This window comes from uncultured Tissierella sp., from assembly GCF_902479755.1.
GTDB classification, from domain to species: Bacteria; Bacillota; Clostridia; order Tissierellales; family Tissierellaceae; genus Tissierella; species Tissierella carlieri.
Window position 1 is genome coordinate 22984 of record NZ_CABSQO010000037.1, and the last position, 16461, is coordinate 39444.

Sequence of the window (16461 nt, forward strand, 5' to 3'; positions counted from 1 at the left end):
ATGAAGATAGTAGATATGATAGTTAAAGCACCTCATTTTTATACGATGGAAGGAATTGGAGTTGGATATAAGGTTGGCGTGGCTATGGTAGTAGATTCTGGGAAGATTGTAGCAATAGATGAAGTAGATAAAATAATGAAGGAATATAATGGGGAAGTAAATCTAGATTTAAGTCATCATGCAATATTTCCTGGGTTTATAGATGCCCATATGCATACGGGATTAGCCATTATGAGAGGTTTAGCCCAGGATACAAATAATTGGATGATGTACGGACTGCAACCATTTGATAATGTAATTACTAATAAAGAAAGGTTGGCAGGCAGCAGAATGGCTATTATAGAAGCCATTAAGGCTGGTACTACTACTATTGGGGATTATGAGGCCTATATGGAGCCTGTATGTGAATTTATCCATAAAGTAGGTGTCAGAGGAAATATTACTAGTACCATTAGGGAAGCTAGAAGGAGAGTTTATAAACCAGGAGAATTATATGAATACGATGAAGAAATGGGACTGAAAAGTTTTGAAGAGAATATAAGACTATTTGAAAAATGGCATAATAAAGGTAATGGACTTATTAAGATATTATTTGGACCCCAAGGACCAGATTTCTTAAGCAAAGATTTATTACTTAAGATTCAAAGAGTAGCGAAGGAGAAAGATACTAAGATACACATGCATACACAACAAGGTGATAGAGAGACTTATCAAGTTGTGAAGAGATATGGAAAAAGACCTATTGAATGGTTAAAGGAAATTGGCTACTTAGATGAGACCTTAATAGCAGTCCATTTAACGGATGCCAATGATGGTGAAGCAAGGGAAGTAGCTAAATCTGGAGCATCGATGATAGTTTGTCCAGGATCTATTGGTATCATTGATGGATTAGTATGCCCTTCAATTACTTTTCAAGAGGCAGGTGGTAATGTAGCACTAGGTTCAGACCAGGCTCCTGGAAATAATAGTCACAACATTATAAATGAAATGAAGCTAATTACACTTTTTAATAAGATTAAATATCAGAATCCTGAAGTTATGCCTGCTTGGAGAGCATTGCGTATGGCTACAATAGAAGGCGCAAAAGCAGTAGGTTTAGGAGAATTAATAGGATCCCTTGAAGTAGGTAAACGAGCAGACTTTATTGCTATAGATTTAAATAAACCTTCTATGTTACCCGTATTTACAAAACCAATGAGAAATATCGTACCAAATTTAGTATATAGTGCTAGAGGCGAAGAGGTAGTTCTTTCTGTTGTAGATGGTAAAATCATCTATAAAGATGGAAAAGTACTTGATATAGATGAAGATGAGTATTTTAATGCAGTCGCTGAATACACAAATGGAATAGGAGAAAGGGCTTCAGAAGAGTTCTTTGAAATAAATGGTACAAATTCTAGATTTATGGAAGAAAATAAATTATAGGATAAACAATATAATAAAATAAAAAAGACAAAATGATTTGCTTGTCTTTTTTAAAGAATATATGAAAAGGTAAGAGTAATATGGAAAAAGATAATTTAAAAAAGGATATTATATTTATAAGTATATTGGTTGTGTTTCTCTTATTTACAATAACTAAATTTTACTCTCAATTTATATCTCGACATATGTATTGGGATGGATTTATTAAATTTTCTATTCTAGCAACAATGGGAGAACTCTTATCCGAGAGAATCAATTCAAAGATATGGAAAAAAACACAAGGACTAATCTGGAGAATTGGGATCTGGGGAGTTTTTGGATCTTTAGTAGCCTTAATGTTTACAATATTTAGTGAAGGAGTTATAGGAGCTCAAAAAAAGGGACTATTGGTAGGTAACAATAGTTTGTTTACAGCTTTCTTCACTAGTATAATTATGAATACAACTTCAGGGCCAGTAATGATGGGTTTACAAAGGATAGGAACTACCTATATTGATTTAAGATATAAAAAGAATCGAACAAGTTTTAAGGAAGTAATAGAAATTATAGATTGGACATCTTTTATATGCTTTGAGGTATTTACTACAATACCATTGATATGGATACCAGCAAATACACTAACATTTCTAATGTCAGAAAAATATAGGATTTTGATAGCTGCATTATTGTCAATGATTTTAGGATTGATATTAACATTAGGGAAAATGAAGCAAAAGACAATGAAGGTCTAATTATTAAAACATTCCTTAATTTTCCTCGTATGTAATATTAGGATATAGAAAAACTACATATGAGGTGATAATATTGGGAGAAAAAGAAAATAGAGAAAATAAAGAAATAGTTGATAAAAACTTTTTTAGAGCTATGAGTTATGAACTTGCAGGAGAAATTGGTATAATAGATAATGAAGATATGAAAAACAATAGAGGGCTTATATCTACCCCAAACAAGCAAAATCAAGAAAATGATAAATAGTAAAGAGGATGCTATAAATGACTATAAGGAATTGTAAGCAATGTGAAAAAAGCTTTATAGGCGAGGGTGAAATCTGTAATATCTGTGAAATGGAATCAATCAAAGAGAATGATGATATGACTAAACTAGCGGGTACAATAGAAGCCTTAGCCTTATTAAAAAGTATGAAAGAATCTTCCAAACAGATTTAAATATAAGACCTAATACATCTACACCTTTTGATAATCTAATATCAGAAGGTGTTTTTTTAGTTTCAAATTATTGAAAATATTATTATATTCTGATAGTATAAAACTAAAGGATATTTCCATAGCTTTCCAGCAAATTTGATGGTTATAAAGATTTTATACTGATATTAGATAAGGAGTATGATTATGCAGTCTATTGAAAATAAGAAGGATAGAAGAATTAAATTCCTTGGAATGAGGGTTATTAAAACAGTTATAGCTGTATATATTTGCTTTTTAATAAGTTTTATTAAAAAATCTTTGCCTTTTTATTCTGTTATAGCAGCAATACTCTGTATGCAGAATGACAGTAAAAATAGTTGGCAAGCTGGGAAGAGTAGAATAATAGGTACATTAATTGGCGGAGTATATGGATTCATAGCCATAATTTTGATCAGCTTTTTTAAGATAGAATTGTTTAATTACATACATTATTTAGTTTTAAGTTTGTTTTTAATTCCAATAATTTACTCAAATGTATATTTAAAAGCTCCAAACTCTACTTATATTAGTTGTGTAGTATTTTTGAGTATAACAGTATCTCATGGTGGAGATATGGCGCCAATGTATTTTGCATTAAATAGGGTAATTGATACTCTTATAGGAATAGGAGTTTCGCTTGTTATAAACAGAGCCTTATGACCTAGGGACATGACAATTTAGTAAATTATTCTAATTAGAGCCTTCCTTTTTATGGAGGCTTTTGTGTAATGCATATTAAAATGGGTAATAATTATGAAGATAATTCTTTAGGAGGGGACAATATGGAAAAAGCAAAATACTTAATTATAGGTAATGGAATAGCTGGTCTTGCAGCAGCTAGAGAAATAAGATCTAATAGTGAAGAGGGTACTATTATAATGGTAAGCAATGAACCAACACTTACTTATTATAGAGTGAAATTAACTGAATATATATCTAAGGACTTTGTTGATGAAGATTTATTAGTTAGCAAAGAAAATTGGTATCAAGATAAAAATATTAAAGTTATGCTCAGAAAATTTGTAGAAGATATTGATGTTATAAATAATAAGGTAAAGCTTGACGATGGTCAAGTAATAGAATATGAAAAACTGTTAATTGCAACAGGAAGCCGTCCATTTATTCCTCCAATCAATGGAAAATATCAAGAGGGCGTATTTGCACTAAGAACTTTAAAGGATCTACATTATATAAAGGATTATATGAAATCTTGTGAAGATGTTTCAGTAATTGGTGGAGGACTTTTAGGACTTGAGGCGGCATGGTCTTTGAAACAATTAGGAAAAAACGTGAGTATAATTGAATTTGCACCTTATTTATTGCCTAGGCAATTAGACAAAGAAATAGCTAATAAATTAGAAGAGAAACTTTCCAGTATTGGATTTAAAGTTTATCTTTCTTCTCAAGCGGAAGAAATAACTGGAGAAGGTAAAGCAGTAGGCATAAAGCTAAATGGAGAGAGAAATATTAAGGCTGATGCAATCCTAGTTTCTTCTGGAATTAGACCGAATTTAGACTTAGTTAGAGATACTACAATAGAATATGATAAAGGTATAAAAGTGGATAAACATTTGAAGACAAATATAGATAATGTATATGCGGCAGGAGATGTAGTTGAAATAGAAGGAATGGTTTTAGGTCTTTGGACTGCAGGAAATGAGCAGGGTAAAGTAGCGGGGGCAAATATGGCAGGCAAGGAATTAGAATACAACCAACCTAAGATATTTACGACCTTGAAAATAGGCAGCATAGAGCTCTTTTCTGCTGGAATTATTAACGATTTTGATAGGGTATATGAATACAAAGATGAAAAGGGAGATATTCATCATAAGATATTTACAAAAGATGGCAAAATAGCTGGTGTAATTCTCTTTGGAGATTTGAAAGAAGTAAATGCCCTTAGAAATGCAGTTATATCAAATATGGATGTAAATGAATATATTGAAAAAGATAAGAGATTTAAATAGGCTTTAATAAGAGTACAAATACTGGGGGTAGACTTATGGATATTCAATTTTATGGTGCAGCAAAGATGGTCACAGGTTCTAATTATCTTGTAAAGACTGAGAAATATAATATCCTTGTGGACTGTGGAATGTTTCAAGGAAATGAGGAAATGGAGAAATTAAATTATAATAATTTTCCTTATAATCCTAGTGAAATAGACTTCCTTATATTAACACATGCACATATAGACCATAGTGGAAGAATTCCAAAATTGGTAAAGGATGGTTTTAGAGGTAGAATAATAACTACAAATGCTACCTATGATCTATGTAAGATTATGTTAAAAGATAGTGCAAAAATACAGGAATCTGATGTAGAATGGGAAAATAGAAAAAGACAAAGAGCTGGAAAGAAGCCTATAGAACCATTATATACAATGAAAGATGCAGAGAATAGTTTAAAGTACTTTGAACCATATTTTATCGATCAAAAAATAAAGATAAATGATAATATTCAAATTAGATTTAAGGATGCAGGACATATTTTAGGATCAGCTATATTGGAACTATGGGTTAGAGAAGTAAATGAGGAGGTAAAAGTAGTTTTCTCAGGAGATTTAGGTATGCCAGGAAGACCTATTATCAATAGTCCAGACTATATAGATGAAGCAGATTATCTTGTCATAGAGTCTACCTATGGTGATACTATACATGAAAGTTATGAAGAGAGTACTGAAAAGTTAATAGACATAATTAATAAAACGGTATTGAGAGGTGGCACTGTAATCATTCCATCATTTGCAGTAGGAAGAACTCAAGAACTTATTTATAAATTAAATAAATATTATGAGTACAATCCAGAAGTAGAAGAATATATGAAAGTTCCTATCTATATAGATAGCCCTATGGCAGTAGATGCTACGGAGGCATTTAAAAGAAATTCAAGCAGTTTTAATGATGAGGCAAGAGCACTTATATTAAAGGGAGATAATCCATTTCAGTTTTCCAATTTAAGATATATAAAAAGTCAAGAGGAATCGATGGCATTAAATAAATATACATTTCCAAAGGTAATAATATCCTCTAGTGGAATGGCTACAGCAGGAAGAATAAGACATCATTTAAAACATAATTTGTGGGATGAAAAAAATAGTTTAGTATTTGTTGGATACCAGGCTGAGGGAACTTTAGGTAGAATACTTTTAGATGGAAAGAGGCAAGTGAAAATACTTGGAGAAGAGATTCATGTAAGGGCACAAATTTATGATATAAAGGGATTTTCAGGCCATGCGGACCAAAATATGTTACTTGACTGGATAAATAAATTTAAGAAGAAGCCCAAAAAAATATTTGTAGTTCATGGGGAAGAAGAACCGGCTAATGCACTTTCTACTCTCATAAGACATTTGTACAAAATTGAGACTATAATTCCTAATATAAATGACAGCTTCAGCATTGCAAAAAATGAAGTTGAATTGACAAAAGGTATTGAGATATTACCTGAGATGCTCAGAGAAGATATTGAAAATGAGCTGAAAACAGCATATAATCAATTTGAGGCTTTAATAAATAAATCTAGTGAAATGGTAGATGATAAGCTCCTAACTAAGAAATATGATGAAATCAAGAATCGGCTAATAGACCTACAGCATAGATTAATGGATTTAAATATTATAGTTGGGAAATAGAAAGTCACAAGAAGATAAGGAGGAACACATGAAGTATTTAGTGAATAATTCAAATGACCCAAGATATAACTTAGCTTTTGAAGAATATTGCTTTAAAAGTCTAGACCTTAAGGAAGACTATGTAATACTTTGGATTAATGGTCCAGCTATAATAATAGGTAAAAATCAGAATACGATTGAAGAGGTAAATCAAGATTTTGTAAATGAAAGAGGTATAAAAGTTGTAAGAAGAATAACTGGCGGAGGAGCAGTATACCATGATTTAGGAAACCTCAATTTCAGTATAATTTCTATGTCAACTGGTATTGAAAAAATTGATTTTAAGAAATATAATATACCGATAGTTAAATCTCTAGAAAAACTTGGTATCAACTGTGAGTTATCAGGTAGGAATGATATTACTTTAGATGGGAAAAAATTCTCAGGTATAGCTCAATCCGTATGGAAGAAAAGAGTTTTAAATCATGGAACATTATTATTTGATACTGAATTAGATGTATTATCAAATGCACTAAATGTTAAACAGGATAAAATAGAATCTAAAGGAGTAAAATCAGTAAAGAGTAGAGTAACAAATATTAAACCTTATATAGATAAAGATATAGATATCTATGAGTTTAGAGACGTTTTGCTTAGAAATATCTTTGAAATGGAAGGGGAAGTACCTCAAGAGCATAAATTATCACAGGAAGATCTAGATGAGATACAAAAATTATTTGAAGAAAAATACTCAACTTGGGAATGGAATTATGGCGAATCTCCAAAGTCAAATTATCAAAATTATAAGAGATTTGATTTTGGAAGTATAGATATTAGATTTAATGTAGTAAGTGGATTAATTTCAGATACCAAGATTTATGGAGATTTCTTTGGTACTGAGGATGTAGCTTTACTTCAAGAAAAATTAGATGGAAAGAAATATGATAAAATGGAAGTGTCAAAAATAATAGAAAATGAACCTTTGGAAAAATACTTTGGTAATATTTCTAAAGAAGAATTTGTAGATTTAATGTTTCAATAAAAGTTATAAGTAAAAATTATAATTAATAAATAATAACACTTAATGATTGATTTAAAAATGCTAGTAGATAGAATATCTACTAGCATTTTGCATATAAAATGATGTTAAAAAATATCTATGTTATTTTCAATAAGTTTTTTTACCTTTGTACTAACCCTATCTAAAAGATCTAACATTTGTGTTGAGAGAGCCTCGGCTTCTTTATATAATTGTTTTGCAGATTCTTTGTCAGATTTTTGTATTGCATCGATAACATGGTCTCCTATAGAATGAAATTCATGATGTACCTTATCTATTAATGTCCATTCTTCTATAATAGCAGGATGGTCTATTTCTATTGAATGGTAAAAATGACCAAAAGCACATTTTTTAGAATTAGTTTGAAGTGGATATGTACGAGTTTCATCCACTATTTTATGAAGTCCTTCTATCCATTTTTTATGAGCATCCTTAGCCTTATTAATTACTTCAAGTAATTCTTCATTTGTAAGAGCATTAACTCCTCCTTTTAGTCCTTTAAACATATGACTGACAATTGCTGATAGCTGATCATCTATTGATGCTATTTGTCCAGCAAAATCAACACTTTGAACTGCCTCATTGTGTATATTATTTGTCATCTCACTAAGTCTTTCTGCATCACTACTAGAAGATTCCATTGCTTGATTAATCTCATTTGCAGCAATTTTTATACCTTCCATTGACTCATAGACTATATTTACATCATTAACTACATTATTGAGCATTGCTACATTTTTACCCACGGTTTCATGAACTAATTCTATTCTTTCACTCATTTGTCCAGTAGATGACATAGTTCTATCTAAACTCTGTTTTCCATCTTGAGTAGCATCATGGATATGATTTACGAATTGCCTCATTCCATCTAATTTTTGTTTAGTATCATCAGCCAAATTTCTAATCTCATGAGCTACAACCGCAAAGCCACGACCGTGTTCTCCAGCTCTAGCAGCTTCTATAGCTGCATTTAATGCTAAAAGATTTGTTTGTTCTGCTATGGTTTGAACACTATCTACTATTTTACCAATTTCATTAGTCAGATTAACTAACTGTTGAATTTTATCATTCATGATTTCAGTATCTTGTACAACATTATCTTTTAAGTTTTGTACTTCTTTTAATAAATTCATACTTTCATCATTTTTTTGAGCCAAGGATTGAGATTCTTTTGCAAGATTGTCTAGGGTAGAAGAAGTTGTATCAATAGCTTCATTTACTTGATTCATACTTGCAGTAGTTTCTTCAACGATTGCAAGATTAGATTCGCTTAAGGCTCCCATTTCTCCAGCGAAATTCATTAACTGATTGGAAATGTGAGTCATTCCAACATCAAAACTACTTAGAGAACTAACTATATTAAGCATTTTTTTTGTTGATTGTGACATTATTTCTTCATTAGTAAGTAATTTTTGAAAATGTTCGAAAACTTGTATATGAATAGGATATTTAACATCAGGTGCATTAACTTTTTTTCCACTCAATGAGTCTTCTACATATTTAACTATACACTCTGCTTCTTCACAGGGTGGCTTGTGAAAAATTCTTTTAAACATAAAAAAATCACCTCTTTATTAGTAGTAGGACTTTTAGATTATTGTAGCTAAAATCAAATATATAACATTTATTCTCTATAGTAAATACAAATAATAATTCTTTTAGAGGAATAGTTAAGATATACCTCAATTGTGTGATTAATAAACATTTTTTTACTAATTTTCTAATTAGTGCATATAACATAAATATATTAAAGTATAAATGAATTTAAGTCAATGCTAACTAAGGATAATAAATCTTTAATAAGAATATTATCATTTTATAGATTGTATTGGAAAAGGTGACTTTTTATAGGTATAATATAATTAAATAGAAACGTCAATATACTAGGAGGGAATTTTATGAACTTACCGAAATCCATTAATTTTGCCAATTTGCCAACTAAAATTGAAAAACTAGAGAGACTGAGTCAAGAGTTAGGAACACAAATCTATATAAAAAGAGATGACCAAACAGGTAGTGAAATATCTGGAAATAAAGTCAGAAAGCTAGAATTTGCAGTTCAAGAAGCATTGGATAATGAATGCGATTATTTGATTACCTGTGGCGGTATACAATCAAACCATGCTAGAGCAACAGCAGCGGTAGCAGCAAAACTTGGTATTGGAGCTTATCTTGTTCTCAGAGGAAAGGAAGATTCAGAAGTAGAAGGTAATTACTTCTTAGATAAGATGTTAGGAGCTAGGATTAAACTTATTACTGCCGAGGAATATAAGAATAGCAGAATGGAGATTATGGAGGAAATTAGAAATGAACTAGCAAAAGAAGGATATAAAGCATATATACTCCCCGAGGGAGCATCTAATGGAATTGGATCATTAGGATATTGTAAGGCTATGAAAGAAATATTAGATCAGGAAAAAGAACTTGGTATTAAATTTGATGCAATAGTTACTGCCGTAGGGTCGGGAGGAACTTATGCAGGATTATATTATGAGAACCATATTAAAAATACTGATGCAACAATTTATGGAGTAAATGTATGCGATGATGACGAATATTTTAAAAATATTGTATTAGGATTACTGAAAGAAATATCTAAGTATACAGGTGAAGAAATTTATGTAAATAAAGAAGATATAAATATTTTAGATGGATATGTGGGCAAGGGATACGCCTTGAGTGAGCCTCAAGAAATAGAATTTATTCATAAACTAGCTAAACAAGAAGGGGTAATACTAGATCCAGTATATACTGGTAAGGCTATGTATGGATTAGTTGAAGAAATTAAAAGGGGAACATTCGATAAACATAAAAACATATTATTTATTCATACCGGTGGAATATTTGGTTGGAATAATTTCGCTAGGAATCTAGTAGGAAATTAATTGATTTTAAATAATGTAAAGGAGATAAATCAAAATGAAAACCCTAATACCAACGAAAAATGAGCATTTTAAAATCAGGTTTGCAGAAGAAAAAGATGTAAAACTCATTTTACATTTTATTAAAGAACTAGCAGATTATGAAAAACTGTTACATGAAGTAGTTGCCACGGAAGAAATACTTATGGATTCATTATTTATTAGGAAATCAGCTGAAGTTATTATTGGAGAGCATGATGGAGAACCTGTAGGATTTGCCTTGTTTTTTCATAATTTTTCTACTTTCCTAGGCAGGCCAGGGATTTATTTAGAGGACTTATATGTGAGACCTGAAATGAGAGGGAAAGGTTACGGAAAAATATTCTTATCTTTTTTAGCAAAACTGGCTATAGAAAGGAATTGTGGAAGATTTGAGTGGTGGTGTATAGATTGGAATGAGCCTTCCATTAATTTCTACAAGAGTATAGGTGCAGTTCCTATGGATGAATGGACAGTATATCGTGTACACAATCAGGCACTTATTGATTTAGCAAATGAATTTTAAATTTAAAAATAAAAAAATCCAAAAATTCCCAGGTGGCACTTGAGCATATGGGAATTTTTCAATATATAGCCTAATAAACTAAATAAATATCTACATATGTGAATTATATAGTGGGTAAATTAATAAAGATAATAGTTTATTAAATTATAAAATAATTTTTCGCAAGGAGGCAAAAATGGATATACTAACTAGAAAGAAGTTTGAAGAATTAATAAATTCAGAAGAAGAATGGTGTATATCAATCTATATGCCTACCTGTCGTATGGGACCGGATATCAAACAAAACCCAATACGATATAAACAGTGCATTAGAGAAGCAGAAGATAAATTATTTAATATGGGTTTAAGTAAATCAGAAGTTGGAAGCATCTTATTATCAGCTAGTGATTTGATTGATGAAACAACATTTTGGCAAAACCAGACAGAAGGTTTAGCGATATTTATAACTCCAGAGGAAATGAATTATTATCACCTTCCATTTGAAGTTAAAGAGCAAGTGGTAATTTCAGATAAATTTTATACTAAACCACTTCTACCGCTCTTTACAGCAGATGGTCAATTTTATATATTAGCTTTAAGTAAAAATGAAGTTAGGTTATTTAAAGCTTCTAGGCAAACAGTTAATGAAATAGTAATGGAGGATGCACCTCGAAGTATGGAGGACATGAAAATAGATGATGACCCAAGGACTAAACTGCAAATTCGTACTGCAAATCCAGTAAGTAGTTCTTCGCTTGGATATAATACGGCAAGCCAAGGGCAAGCTGTTGAAAATGATTTTGAAAAGAATGAACTTACTAGATATTTCCGTGCAATTGATGAGTCTTTAAATAAATTGCATAAAGGAGAAGAAATACCTCTAGTTCTTGCTGGAGTAGAATATCTAATTCCCGTATATAAGGAAATCAGTAGATATCCAAATATATTGGATGAATTTATTAAAGGTAATCCTGAGATATTATATGGGAATGATTTGCAAAAAATGGCGTGGGAAATTATGGAGCCTAAATTTTTAAAGGTACAAGAATTAGCAGAATCTAAATATAATCAGTTTTCAGGTCAACGAAATGGATTGTCCTCAAATTCCTTAAAGAAAATATTATCACAAGCTTATAATGGTCAAATCGAAACATTATTTATTGCTAATGGAGCTCATCAATGGGGCCAATTTAATCCAGACATTAATAAGATAGATTTCTATGAAGACGAAAAGGTCGGAAATGAAGATCTCATGGAGCGTGCAGCTACTCTTACTATATCAAGAGGTGGAACAGTATATGTGGTAGATCCAGATAAGGTTCCAGACGGTGGCACTGTAGCGGCAGTATTAAGATATTAAATAGAAAATCCGAATAAAGATTCTTTATTCGGATTTTCTATTTAATTTTAAAATCTTTATTAATATTTTCTATCAATGCACCTTCACTTATAGATGAAATTAATTGGACTTACCTAAGTATTGAATATAGACTATATTATGTACTTTGTTAATTTTAATACATAAAGGAGGATTATATGAAAAGAAAAATTAGTTTGTTATTGATTGTATCACTTTTTATCGTGTCTTTAATAGGATGTACAAAAGATGAGTCTGCTTTAATATCTAATAACAATGAATTTAGAGCGGAGATGACATTTAATGGTTCATCAACTTTAGCACCTGTAATATCAGCTATAGCGACAGATTTCATTGAAGGTAATACTACTTGGGACAAAGTAGATCCTAGTTTTCCAGAGAAAAATATATCAATATATGTATCAGCAGGAGGCTCTGGTGCAGGGGTTAAATCAGTCATAGAAGGTACTAGTGATTTTGGTATGTTAGCTAGGGGTGTGAAGGATGAAGAAAAAGAAAAGATAGGCGATATGAAAGAATTTGTTTTAGGAATAGATGCTTTAACTATCTCTATAAATCCAGAAAATCCATTGTTAAAATTGAAAGATGGTTTAAGCACTGAAGAAATTATGAAGATATTTTCAGGAGAATATAAATATTGGGATGATTTAGATAATAGTCTTGAACATAAAGAGATAGTAGTTGTTATTAGAGATTTAGGCGGTGGAGCACATGAAGTATTCCAAAAGAGTATAATGGGAGATGTGCAAGTAAGAGAAGACGCTATTCAATCTCCTTCAATGGGTGCTTTAGTTACAAAAATTATCGAAAATAAAGATGCAATAGGTTATGCTTCTTTTGGTATGGTAAATCAAAATATAGGAAAACTTATACCTTTAAAGGTTGATGGAATAGAGCCAACAGAAGAAAATATAGTAAATGAATCATATAAGGTATCAAGGCCCCTTATTGTAGTTAAAAAAGGAGAATTGACACCTGAGCAAAAGGTATTTATGGATTTTGTTTTGTCAGATAAAGGTTCAGAGATTATTGAAAAAATGGGATTTGTACCAGCAAACTAAAATCAGGGGCTTTAGCCTCTTATTTTTTTGAGGTGATTATAGTGAAAGAGTTAGAAAATAAAATTTTTAAATCCATAGTATGTTTTTTTACTATATTGTCTTTATTTATACTATCTTTCATAATATTTTTTATTTTGAAGGAAAGTATTGTGTTCTTTAAAGAAGTTTCTATATTAGAATTTATTTTTGGTAAAAGGTGGAACCCTCTTAATTCTCCAGATAAATTATCAATATATCCTACTATACTAGGGACCATATATGTATCAATAGTAGGAATTGTTATTGCATTACCTATAGGTGTAGGGAGTGCTGTTGTTTTATCAAGTTATACCAATAGTAAAATTAAAAAAATAATTAGGACTTTAATAGATATATTAGCTGGTATACCTTCTGTTATCCATGGATTTATTGGATTATTGGTTGTTATAAAGTTTTTTGAAACAAAGTTTTTATTCGCTGCAGGGGAATCTGTATTAGCAGGTGGTATAATACTTTCTATTATGATGTTACCATTTATCATTTCAACATGTGAGGAGTCTATGGAAAAGATTTATAATGGATACTCTACATATTCAAATGCATTAGGAACCTCTAAATCCTATATGATTCGAAAAGTAATTCTACCTAATAGTAAGAGGAGCATATTAGCTTCTACGGTATTAGCTTTAAGTAGAGGTATGGGAGAAACCATGGCTGTAATGATGGTAATAGGTAATGCTCCTATAATGCCTAAATTATTAGGGAAATGTCAAACAATTCCCTCTTTAATTGCACTTGAGATGGGGATGGCTGAGGTTGGTAGCCTCCATTATCATGGGCTTTATGCTGCTGGATTTGTACTTATGATGATTCTACTTATTATAAATATTCTTCTATATATAATAAAAAGAAAAATAATATAAAATAAGGATTGGGATGTTATGAAGGAAAAAGTTAAAGATAATATATTTAAGTTATGGATTACAATAAGTACTATTATTGTAGTTGGAGTTACTATATTTATTTTGGGATATATTTTAAAAAAGGGATTGAGTTCTATTGATTTGGAATTTATTTTCAGTAATCCAAAGGGTATACCTCTAGGATCAGAAGGTGGAATATTTCCAGCTATTGTTGGAAGCTTATTATTAATGCTGTTATCTTGTATTTTTGCATCTTTTTTAGCTATGGCAACAGCAATTTACACAGTTTTTTATTGTAATAACAAATGTATAAGTGATATCATCCATTTAATAATACAATGTATGGCTGGTATTCCTTCTATTATTTTAGGAATGTTTGGTTATACATTATTAATCTTGTATTTTAAAATTGATAGATCTCTATTAACGGCAAGTATAACATTGGGAATTATGATATTTCCATATATTGAGGTTAGAATTGAAAAAATAATGAGAGAGGTAGATTCCAATATTATTGGTACATCATATGCTTTGGGAGTATCTAAATTTTATACTATATTTAAATTGATATTGCCAATGTGTATAGAAGACATTACTTCAGCCATTCTCTTAGGCGGAGGATTCGCTATGGGAGCTGCTGCACCAATAATATTAACAGGGGCTGTAATATTTGCGTCAATACCTAAATCCATATTTTCTCCAGTTATGGCACTTCCTTTTCATCTTTATATATTAACGGGAGAAGGAATATCACTAGAAAAGGCATATGGTACTGCTGCCATACTTATTATACTATTGCTTATAATTAATATTTCATCATTGATTTTAAATAGAAATAGAAGGGGGATAGATAAATGGAAGTAATAAAGGTGAATGATTTAAATGTTAGTTATGATAATAAATTGATATTAAAAGATTTGTCTATGTCCTTTATGAAAAATAAGATAACTGCAATTATTGGACCTTCAGGTTGCGGAAAGTCCACATTTCTTACGACTCTAAATTTGATGCTGGAGGAACAAGGTGGTAGATATAGTGGAAAAATCTTTTTTAAAGATAAAGATATTCAAGAATATAATAAAAATGACGTAAGGAAAATGATTGGTATGGTATTTCAAAAACCTACACCTTTTCCTTTGTCTATATACAAGAATATGATTTATGCACCTATATATTATGGAATAAAAGATAAAAGTCAACTACAAAAAATAGTAGAATATAATCTAAAAATAGTAGGGCTTTTTGAAGAAATAAACAATGAATTAAATATGTCGGCGATGAAGTTATCAGGTGGACAACAACAAAGACTTTCCATAGCAAGAGCATTAACTGTGGAACCAGAGGTATTGCTTTTAGATGAGCCATGTTCAGCATTAGATATAAAAAATACAGCTATTATAGAGGAAATGTTACTGAAACTTTCCAAGGAATATACGGTAATAATAGTGACTCATAATTTGTCTCAAGCTAGAAGAATATCAGATTATACAGCATTTATTTTAAATGGAGGATTAATAGAATATGGAAAAACTGAGGAAGTGTTTTCTAATCCAAAGGATAATAGAACAAGAGAATATTTAGAAGGAATATATGGATAGACTTATGTGGAGGGATGAATTTGTTAATATACGAAATACCAGGTAGAGATAACATTCAAATCGAAAATATTGTATTTGACTATAATGGTACTATAGCAGTGGATGGGAAATTAGTTATCGGTGTAAAAGAGTTAATAAATAAATTAGCAGAATATGCAAAAATATATATATTAACGGCTGATACTTATGGAACTGTAGAAAAAGAATGTATGGGTATCAATGGAAAGGTCTTAACTTTTCCCAAAGAAAATGCAGGGAGATCAAAAAAGGATATAGTAAAAGATTTAGGTGGATATATGACTGCATGCTTAGGAAACGGATTTAATGATGTTTTAATGTTTGAAGAATCTGCTTTATCCATAGCTATAATAGAAGGGGAAGGTACATCGGGGAAATTATTATCTAAGGCCGATATAGTAGCTAGGTCTGCTTTAGAAGGATTAGAAATATTACTTAATAAAAATATGATAAAAGCCACTTTGAGAAATTGACAACTTTTAAGATTTTTAGGTATTATGTCCGAATATATGAAGTTAGAAATGAAGATAATAATCTGGAATGTAATTATTATGGAAGGAAGACATACATGATACGACAAGGATTAATACCAACGCTATTAGGAACTGCAGTTACTGGAGTTGGTTTAGTAGCAGTACAAGGAAGAAGAACTAAGGATATAGCACCTATGATTGCTGCTGGGGTTGTGGGCTTTGGATTAGCTCATATAGTATTAGGAAGCATAGACCTGATTCAAGGAAGACAGATATAGCAAGGGTAAAGTGATCTGAACCCTTTAATCCGGACTTTTGGATAATATTAATTATGCGGCTTGTTG

At 30.7% G+C, this 16461-nt stretch carries 18 protein-coding genes; 17 read left to right on the plus strand and 1 reads right to left on the minus strand.

What is annotated here, in order from left to right; translation table 11 throughout:
- The 8 genes from RDK80_RS16215 to RDK80_RS16250 all read left to right on the plus strand — a co-directional run bounded on the left by RDK80_RS16215 (position 1) and on the right by RDK80_RS16250 (position 7264).
- A complete protein-coding gene (locus RDK80_RS16215; RefSeq protein WP_216560911.1) occupies positions 1 to 1425 on the plus strand; it encodes an amidohydrolase family protein in 1425 nt (474 codons plus the stop codon).
- An 80-nt stretch (positions 1426 to 1505) separates the two neighbouring features.
- A complete protein-coding gene (locus tag RDK80_RS16220; RefSeq protein WP_216560913.1) occupies positions 1506 to 2156 on the plus strand; it encodes a hypothetical protein in 651 nt (216 codons plus the stop codon).
- Between the two features lie 73 nt (positions 2157 to 2229).
- Positions 2230 to 2400 (plus strand): hypothetical protein, encoded by a 171-nt coding sequence (locus RDK80_RS16225; protein WP_216560915.1) that lies wholly within the window; start codon positions 2230 to 2232, stop codon positions 2398 to 2400.
- A gap of 17 nt (positions 2401 to 2417) precedes the next feature.
- The gene (locus tag RDK80_RS16230) at positions 2418 to 2591 is read left to right on the plus strand and encodes a hypothetical protein (protein WP_216560917.1); all 174 of its coding nucleotides are present in this window, start codon (positions 2418 to 2420) and stop codon (positions 2589 to 2591) included.
- A gap of 183 nt (positions 2592 to 2774) precedes the next feature.
- Positions 2775 to 3269 carry an aromatic acid exporter family protein gene (locus RDK80_RS16235; protein WP_216560919.1) on the plus strand — a complete coding sequence of 165 codons (495 nt, stop codon included), beginning with the start codon at positions 2775 to 2777 and terminating at the stop codon, positions 3267 to 3269.
- Positions 3270 to 3391: 122 nt separating this feature from the next.
- Complete coding sequence (locus tag RDK80_RS16240; RefSeq protein ID WP_216560921.1) at positions 3392 to 4576, plus strand: NAD(P)/FAD-dependent oxidoreductase; 1185 nt, start codon at positions 3392 to 3394, stop codon at positions 4574 to 4576.
- Positions 4577 to 4611: 35 nt separating this feature from the next.
- Positions 4612 to 6243, plus strand: coding sequence for an MBL fold metallo-hydrolase RNA specificity domain-containing protein (locus RDK80_RS16245; RefSeq protein WP_216560923.1), 1632 nt, complete (start codon positions 4612 to 4614; stop codon positions 6241 to 6243).
- A 28-nt stretch (positions 6244 to 6271) separates the two neighbouring features.
- Positions 6272 to 7264: a lipoate--protein ligase gene (locus tag RDK80_RS16250; protein WP_216560925.1), complete on the plus strand. Its 993-nt coding sequence runs from the start codon at positions 6272 to 6274 to the stop codon at positions 7262 to 7264.
- Positions 7265 to 7368: 104 nt separating this feature from the next.
- Here RDK80_RS16250 and RDK80_RS16255 read toward each other — a convergent pair whose 3' ends face one another.
- On the minus strand, positions 7369 to 8838 hold the full coding sequence (locus RDK80_RS16255) for a methyl-accepting chemotaxis protein (RefSeq protein WP_256312958.1): 1470 nt from the start codon (positions 8836 to 8838) through the stop codon (positions 7369 to 7371).
- A gap of 342 nt (positions 8839 to 9180) precedes the next feature.
- On the opposite strand from RDK80_RS16255, the gene RDK80_RS16260 reads away from it, so the two are divergent.
- The 9 genes from RDK80_RS16260 to RDK80_RS16300 all read left to right on the plus strand — a co-directional run bounded on the left by RDK80_RS16260 (position 9181) and on the right by RDK80_RS16300 (position 16395).
- Positions 9181 to 10167, plus strand: coding sequence for a D-cysteine desulfhydrase family protein (locus tag RDK80_RS16260; protein ID WP_308524873.1), 987 nt, complete (start codon positions 9181 to 9183; stop codon positions 10165 to 10167).
- Positions 10168 to 10201: 34 nt separating this feature from the next.
- Positions 10202 to 10708: a GNAT family N-acetyltransferase gene (locus RDK80_RS16265; protein WP_201260089.1), complete on the plus strand. Its 507-nt coding sequence runs from the start codon at positions 10202 to 10204 to the stop codon at positions 10706 to 10708.
- A 175-nt stretch (positions 10709 to 10883) separates the two neighbouring features.
- Entirely contained in the window at positions 10884 to 12047 is a 1164-nt protein-coding gene (locus RDK80_RS16270) for a hypothetical protein (RefSeq protein ID WP_094904388.1), read from the plus strand.
- A 176-nt stretch (positions 12048 to 12223) separates the two neighbouring features.
- A complete protein-coding gene (locus RDK80_RS16275) occupies positions 12224 to 13126 on the plus strand; it encodes a phosphate ABC transporter substrate-binding protein (protein WP_094904387.1) in 903 nt (300 codons plus the stop codon).
- A gap of 41 nt (positions 13127 to 13167) precedes the next feature.
- Positions 13168 to 14028 carry a phosphate ABC transporter permease subunit PstC gene (gene pstC / locus RDK80_RS16280; protein WP_308524874.1) on the plus strand — a complete coding sequence of 287 codons (861 nt, stop codon included), beginning with the start codon at positions 13168 to 13170 and terminating at the stop codon, positions 14026 to 14028.
- 18 nt (positions 14029 to 14046) lie between these two features.
- Positions 14047 to 14892 (plus strand): ABC transporter permease subunit, encoded by an 846-nt coding sequence (locus tag RDK80_RS16285; protein WP_308524875.1) that lies wholly within the window; start codon positions 14047 to 14049, stop codon positions 14890 to 14892.
- Positions 14883 to 15626 (plus strand): phosphate ABC transporter ATP-binding protein, encoded by a 744-nt coding sequence (locus RDK80_RS16290; protein WP_308524876.1) that lies wholly within the window; start codon positions 14883 to 14885, stop codon positions 15624 to 15626. The genes RDK80_RS16285 and RDK80_RS16290 overlap by 10 nt, the downstream gene beginning before the upstream one ends.
- A 14-nt stretch (positions 15627 to 15640) precedes the next feature.
- The gene (locus tag RDK80_RS16295; RefSeq protein WP_308524877.1) at positions 15641 to 16117 is read left to right on the plus strand and encodes an ATPase P; all 477 of its coding nucleotides are present in this window, start codon (positions 15641 to 15643) and stop codon (positions 16115 to 16117) included.
- Positions 16118 to 16212: 95 nt separating this feature from the next.
- Entirely contained in the window at positions 16213 to 16395 is a 183-nt protein-coding gene (locus tag RDK80_RS16300; protein ID WP_308524878.1) for an asparagine synthase, read from the plus strand.
- Positions 16396 to 16461: the final 66 nt, after the last annotated feature.

Coding starts and splice junctions, on each gene's coding strand:
- RDK80_RS16230 (WP_216560917.1), top strand. CDS start 2,418: ATGACTATAAGGAATTGTAAGCAATGTGAAAAAAGCTTTATAGGCGAG.
- RDK80_RS16255 (WP_256312958.1), bottom strand. CDS start 8,838: ATGTTTAAAAGAATTTTTCACAAGCCACCCTGTGAAGAAGCAGAGTGT.
- RDK80_RS16260 (WP_308524873.1), top strand. CDS start 9,181: ATGAACTTACCGAAATCCATTAATTTTGCCAATTTGCCAACTAAAATT.
- RDK80_RS16285 (WP_308524875.1), top strand. CDS start 14,047: ATGAAGGAAAAAGTTAAAGATAATATATTTAAGTTATGGATTACAATA.
- RDK80_RS16245 (WP_216560923.1), top strand. CDS start 4,612: ATGGATATTCAATTTTATGGTGCAGCAAAGATGGTCACAGGTTCTAAT.
- RDK80_RS16240 (WP_216560921.1), top strand. CDS start 3,392: ATGGAAAAAGCAAAATACTTAATTATAGGTAATGGAATAGCTGGTCTT.
- RDK80_RS16220 (WP_216560913.1), top strand. CDS start 1,506: ATGGAAAAAGATAATTTAAAAAAGGATATTATATTTATAAGTATATTG.
- RDK80_RS16250 (WP_216560925.1), top strand. CDS start 6,272: ATGAAGTATTTAGTGAATAATTCAAATGACCCAAGATATAACTTAGCT.
- RDK80_RS16265 (WP_201260089.1), top strand. CDS start 10,202: ATGAAAACCCTAATACCAACGAAAAATGAGCATTTTAAAATCAGGTTT.
- RDK80_RS16235 (WP_216560919.1), top strand. CDS start 2,775: ATGCAGTCTATTGAAAATAAGAAGGATAGAAGAATTAAATTCCTTGGA.
- RDK80_RS16215 (WP_216560911.1), top strand. CDS start 1: ATGAAGATAGTAGATATGATAGTTAAAGCACCTCATTTTTATACGATG.
- RDK80_RS16290 (WP_308524876.1), top strand. CDS start 14,883: ATGGAAGTAATAAAGGTGAATGATTTAAATGTTAGTTATGATAATAAA.
- RDK80_RS16295 (WP_308524877.1), top strand. CDS start 15,641: ATGAATTTGTTAATATACGAAATACCAGGTAGAGATAACATTCAAATC.
- RDK80_RS16275 (WP_094904387.1), top strand. CDS start 12,224: ATGAAAAGAAAAATTAGTTTGTTATTGATTGTATCACTTTTTATCGTG.
- RDK80_RS16300 (WP_308524878.1), top strand. CDS start 16,213: ATGATACGACAAGGATTAATACCAACGCTATTAGGAACTGCAGTTACT.
- RDK80_RS16270 (WP_094904388.1), top strand. CDS start 10,884: ATGGATATACTAACTAGAAAGAAGTTTGAAGAATTAATAAATTCAGAA.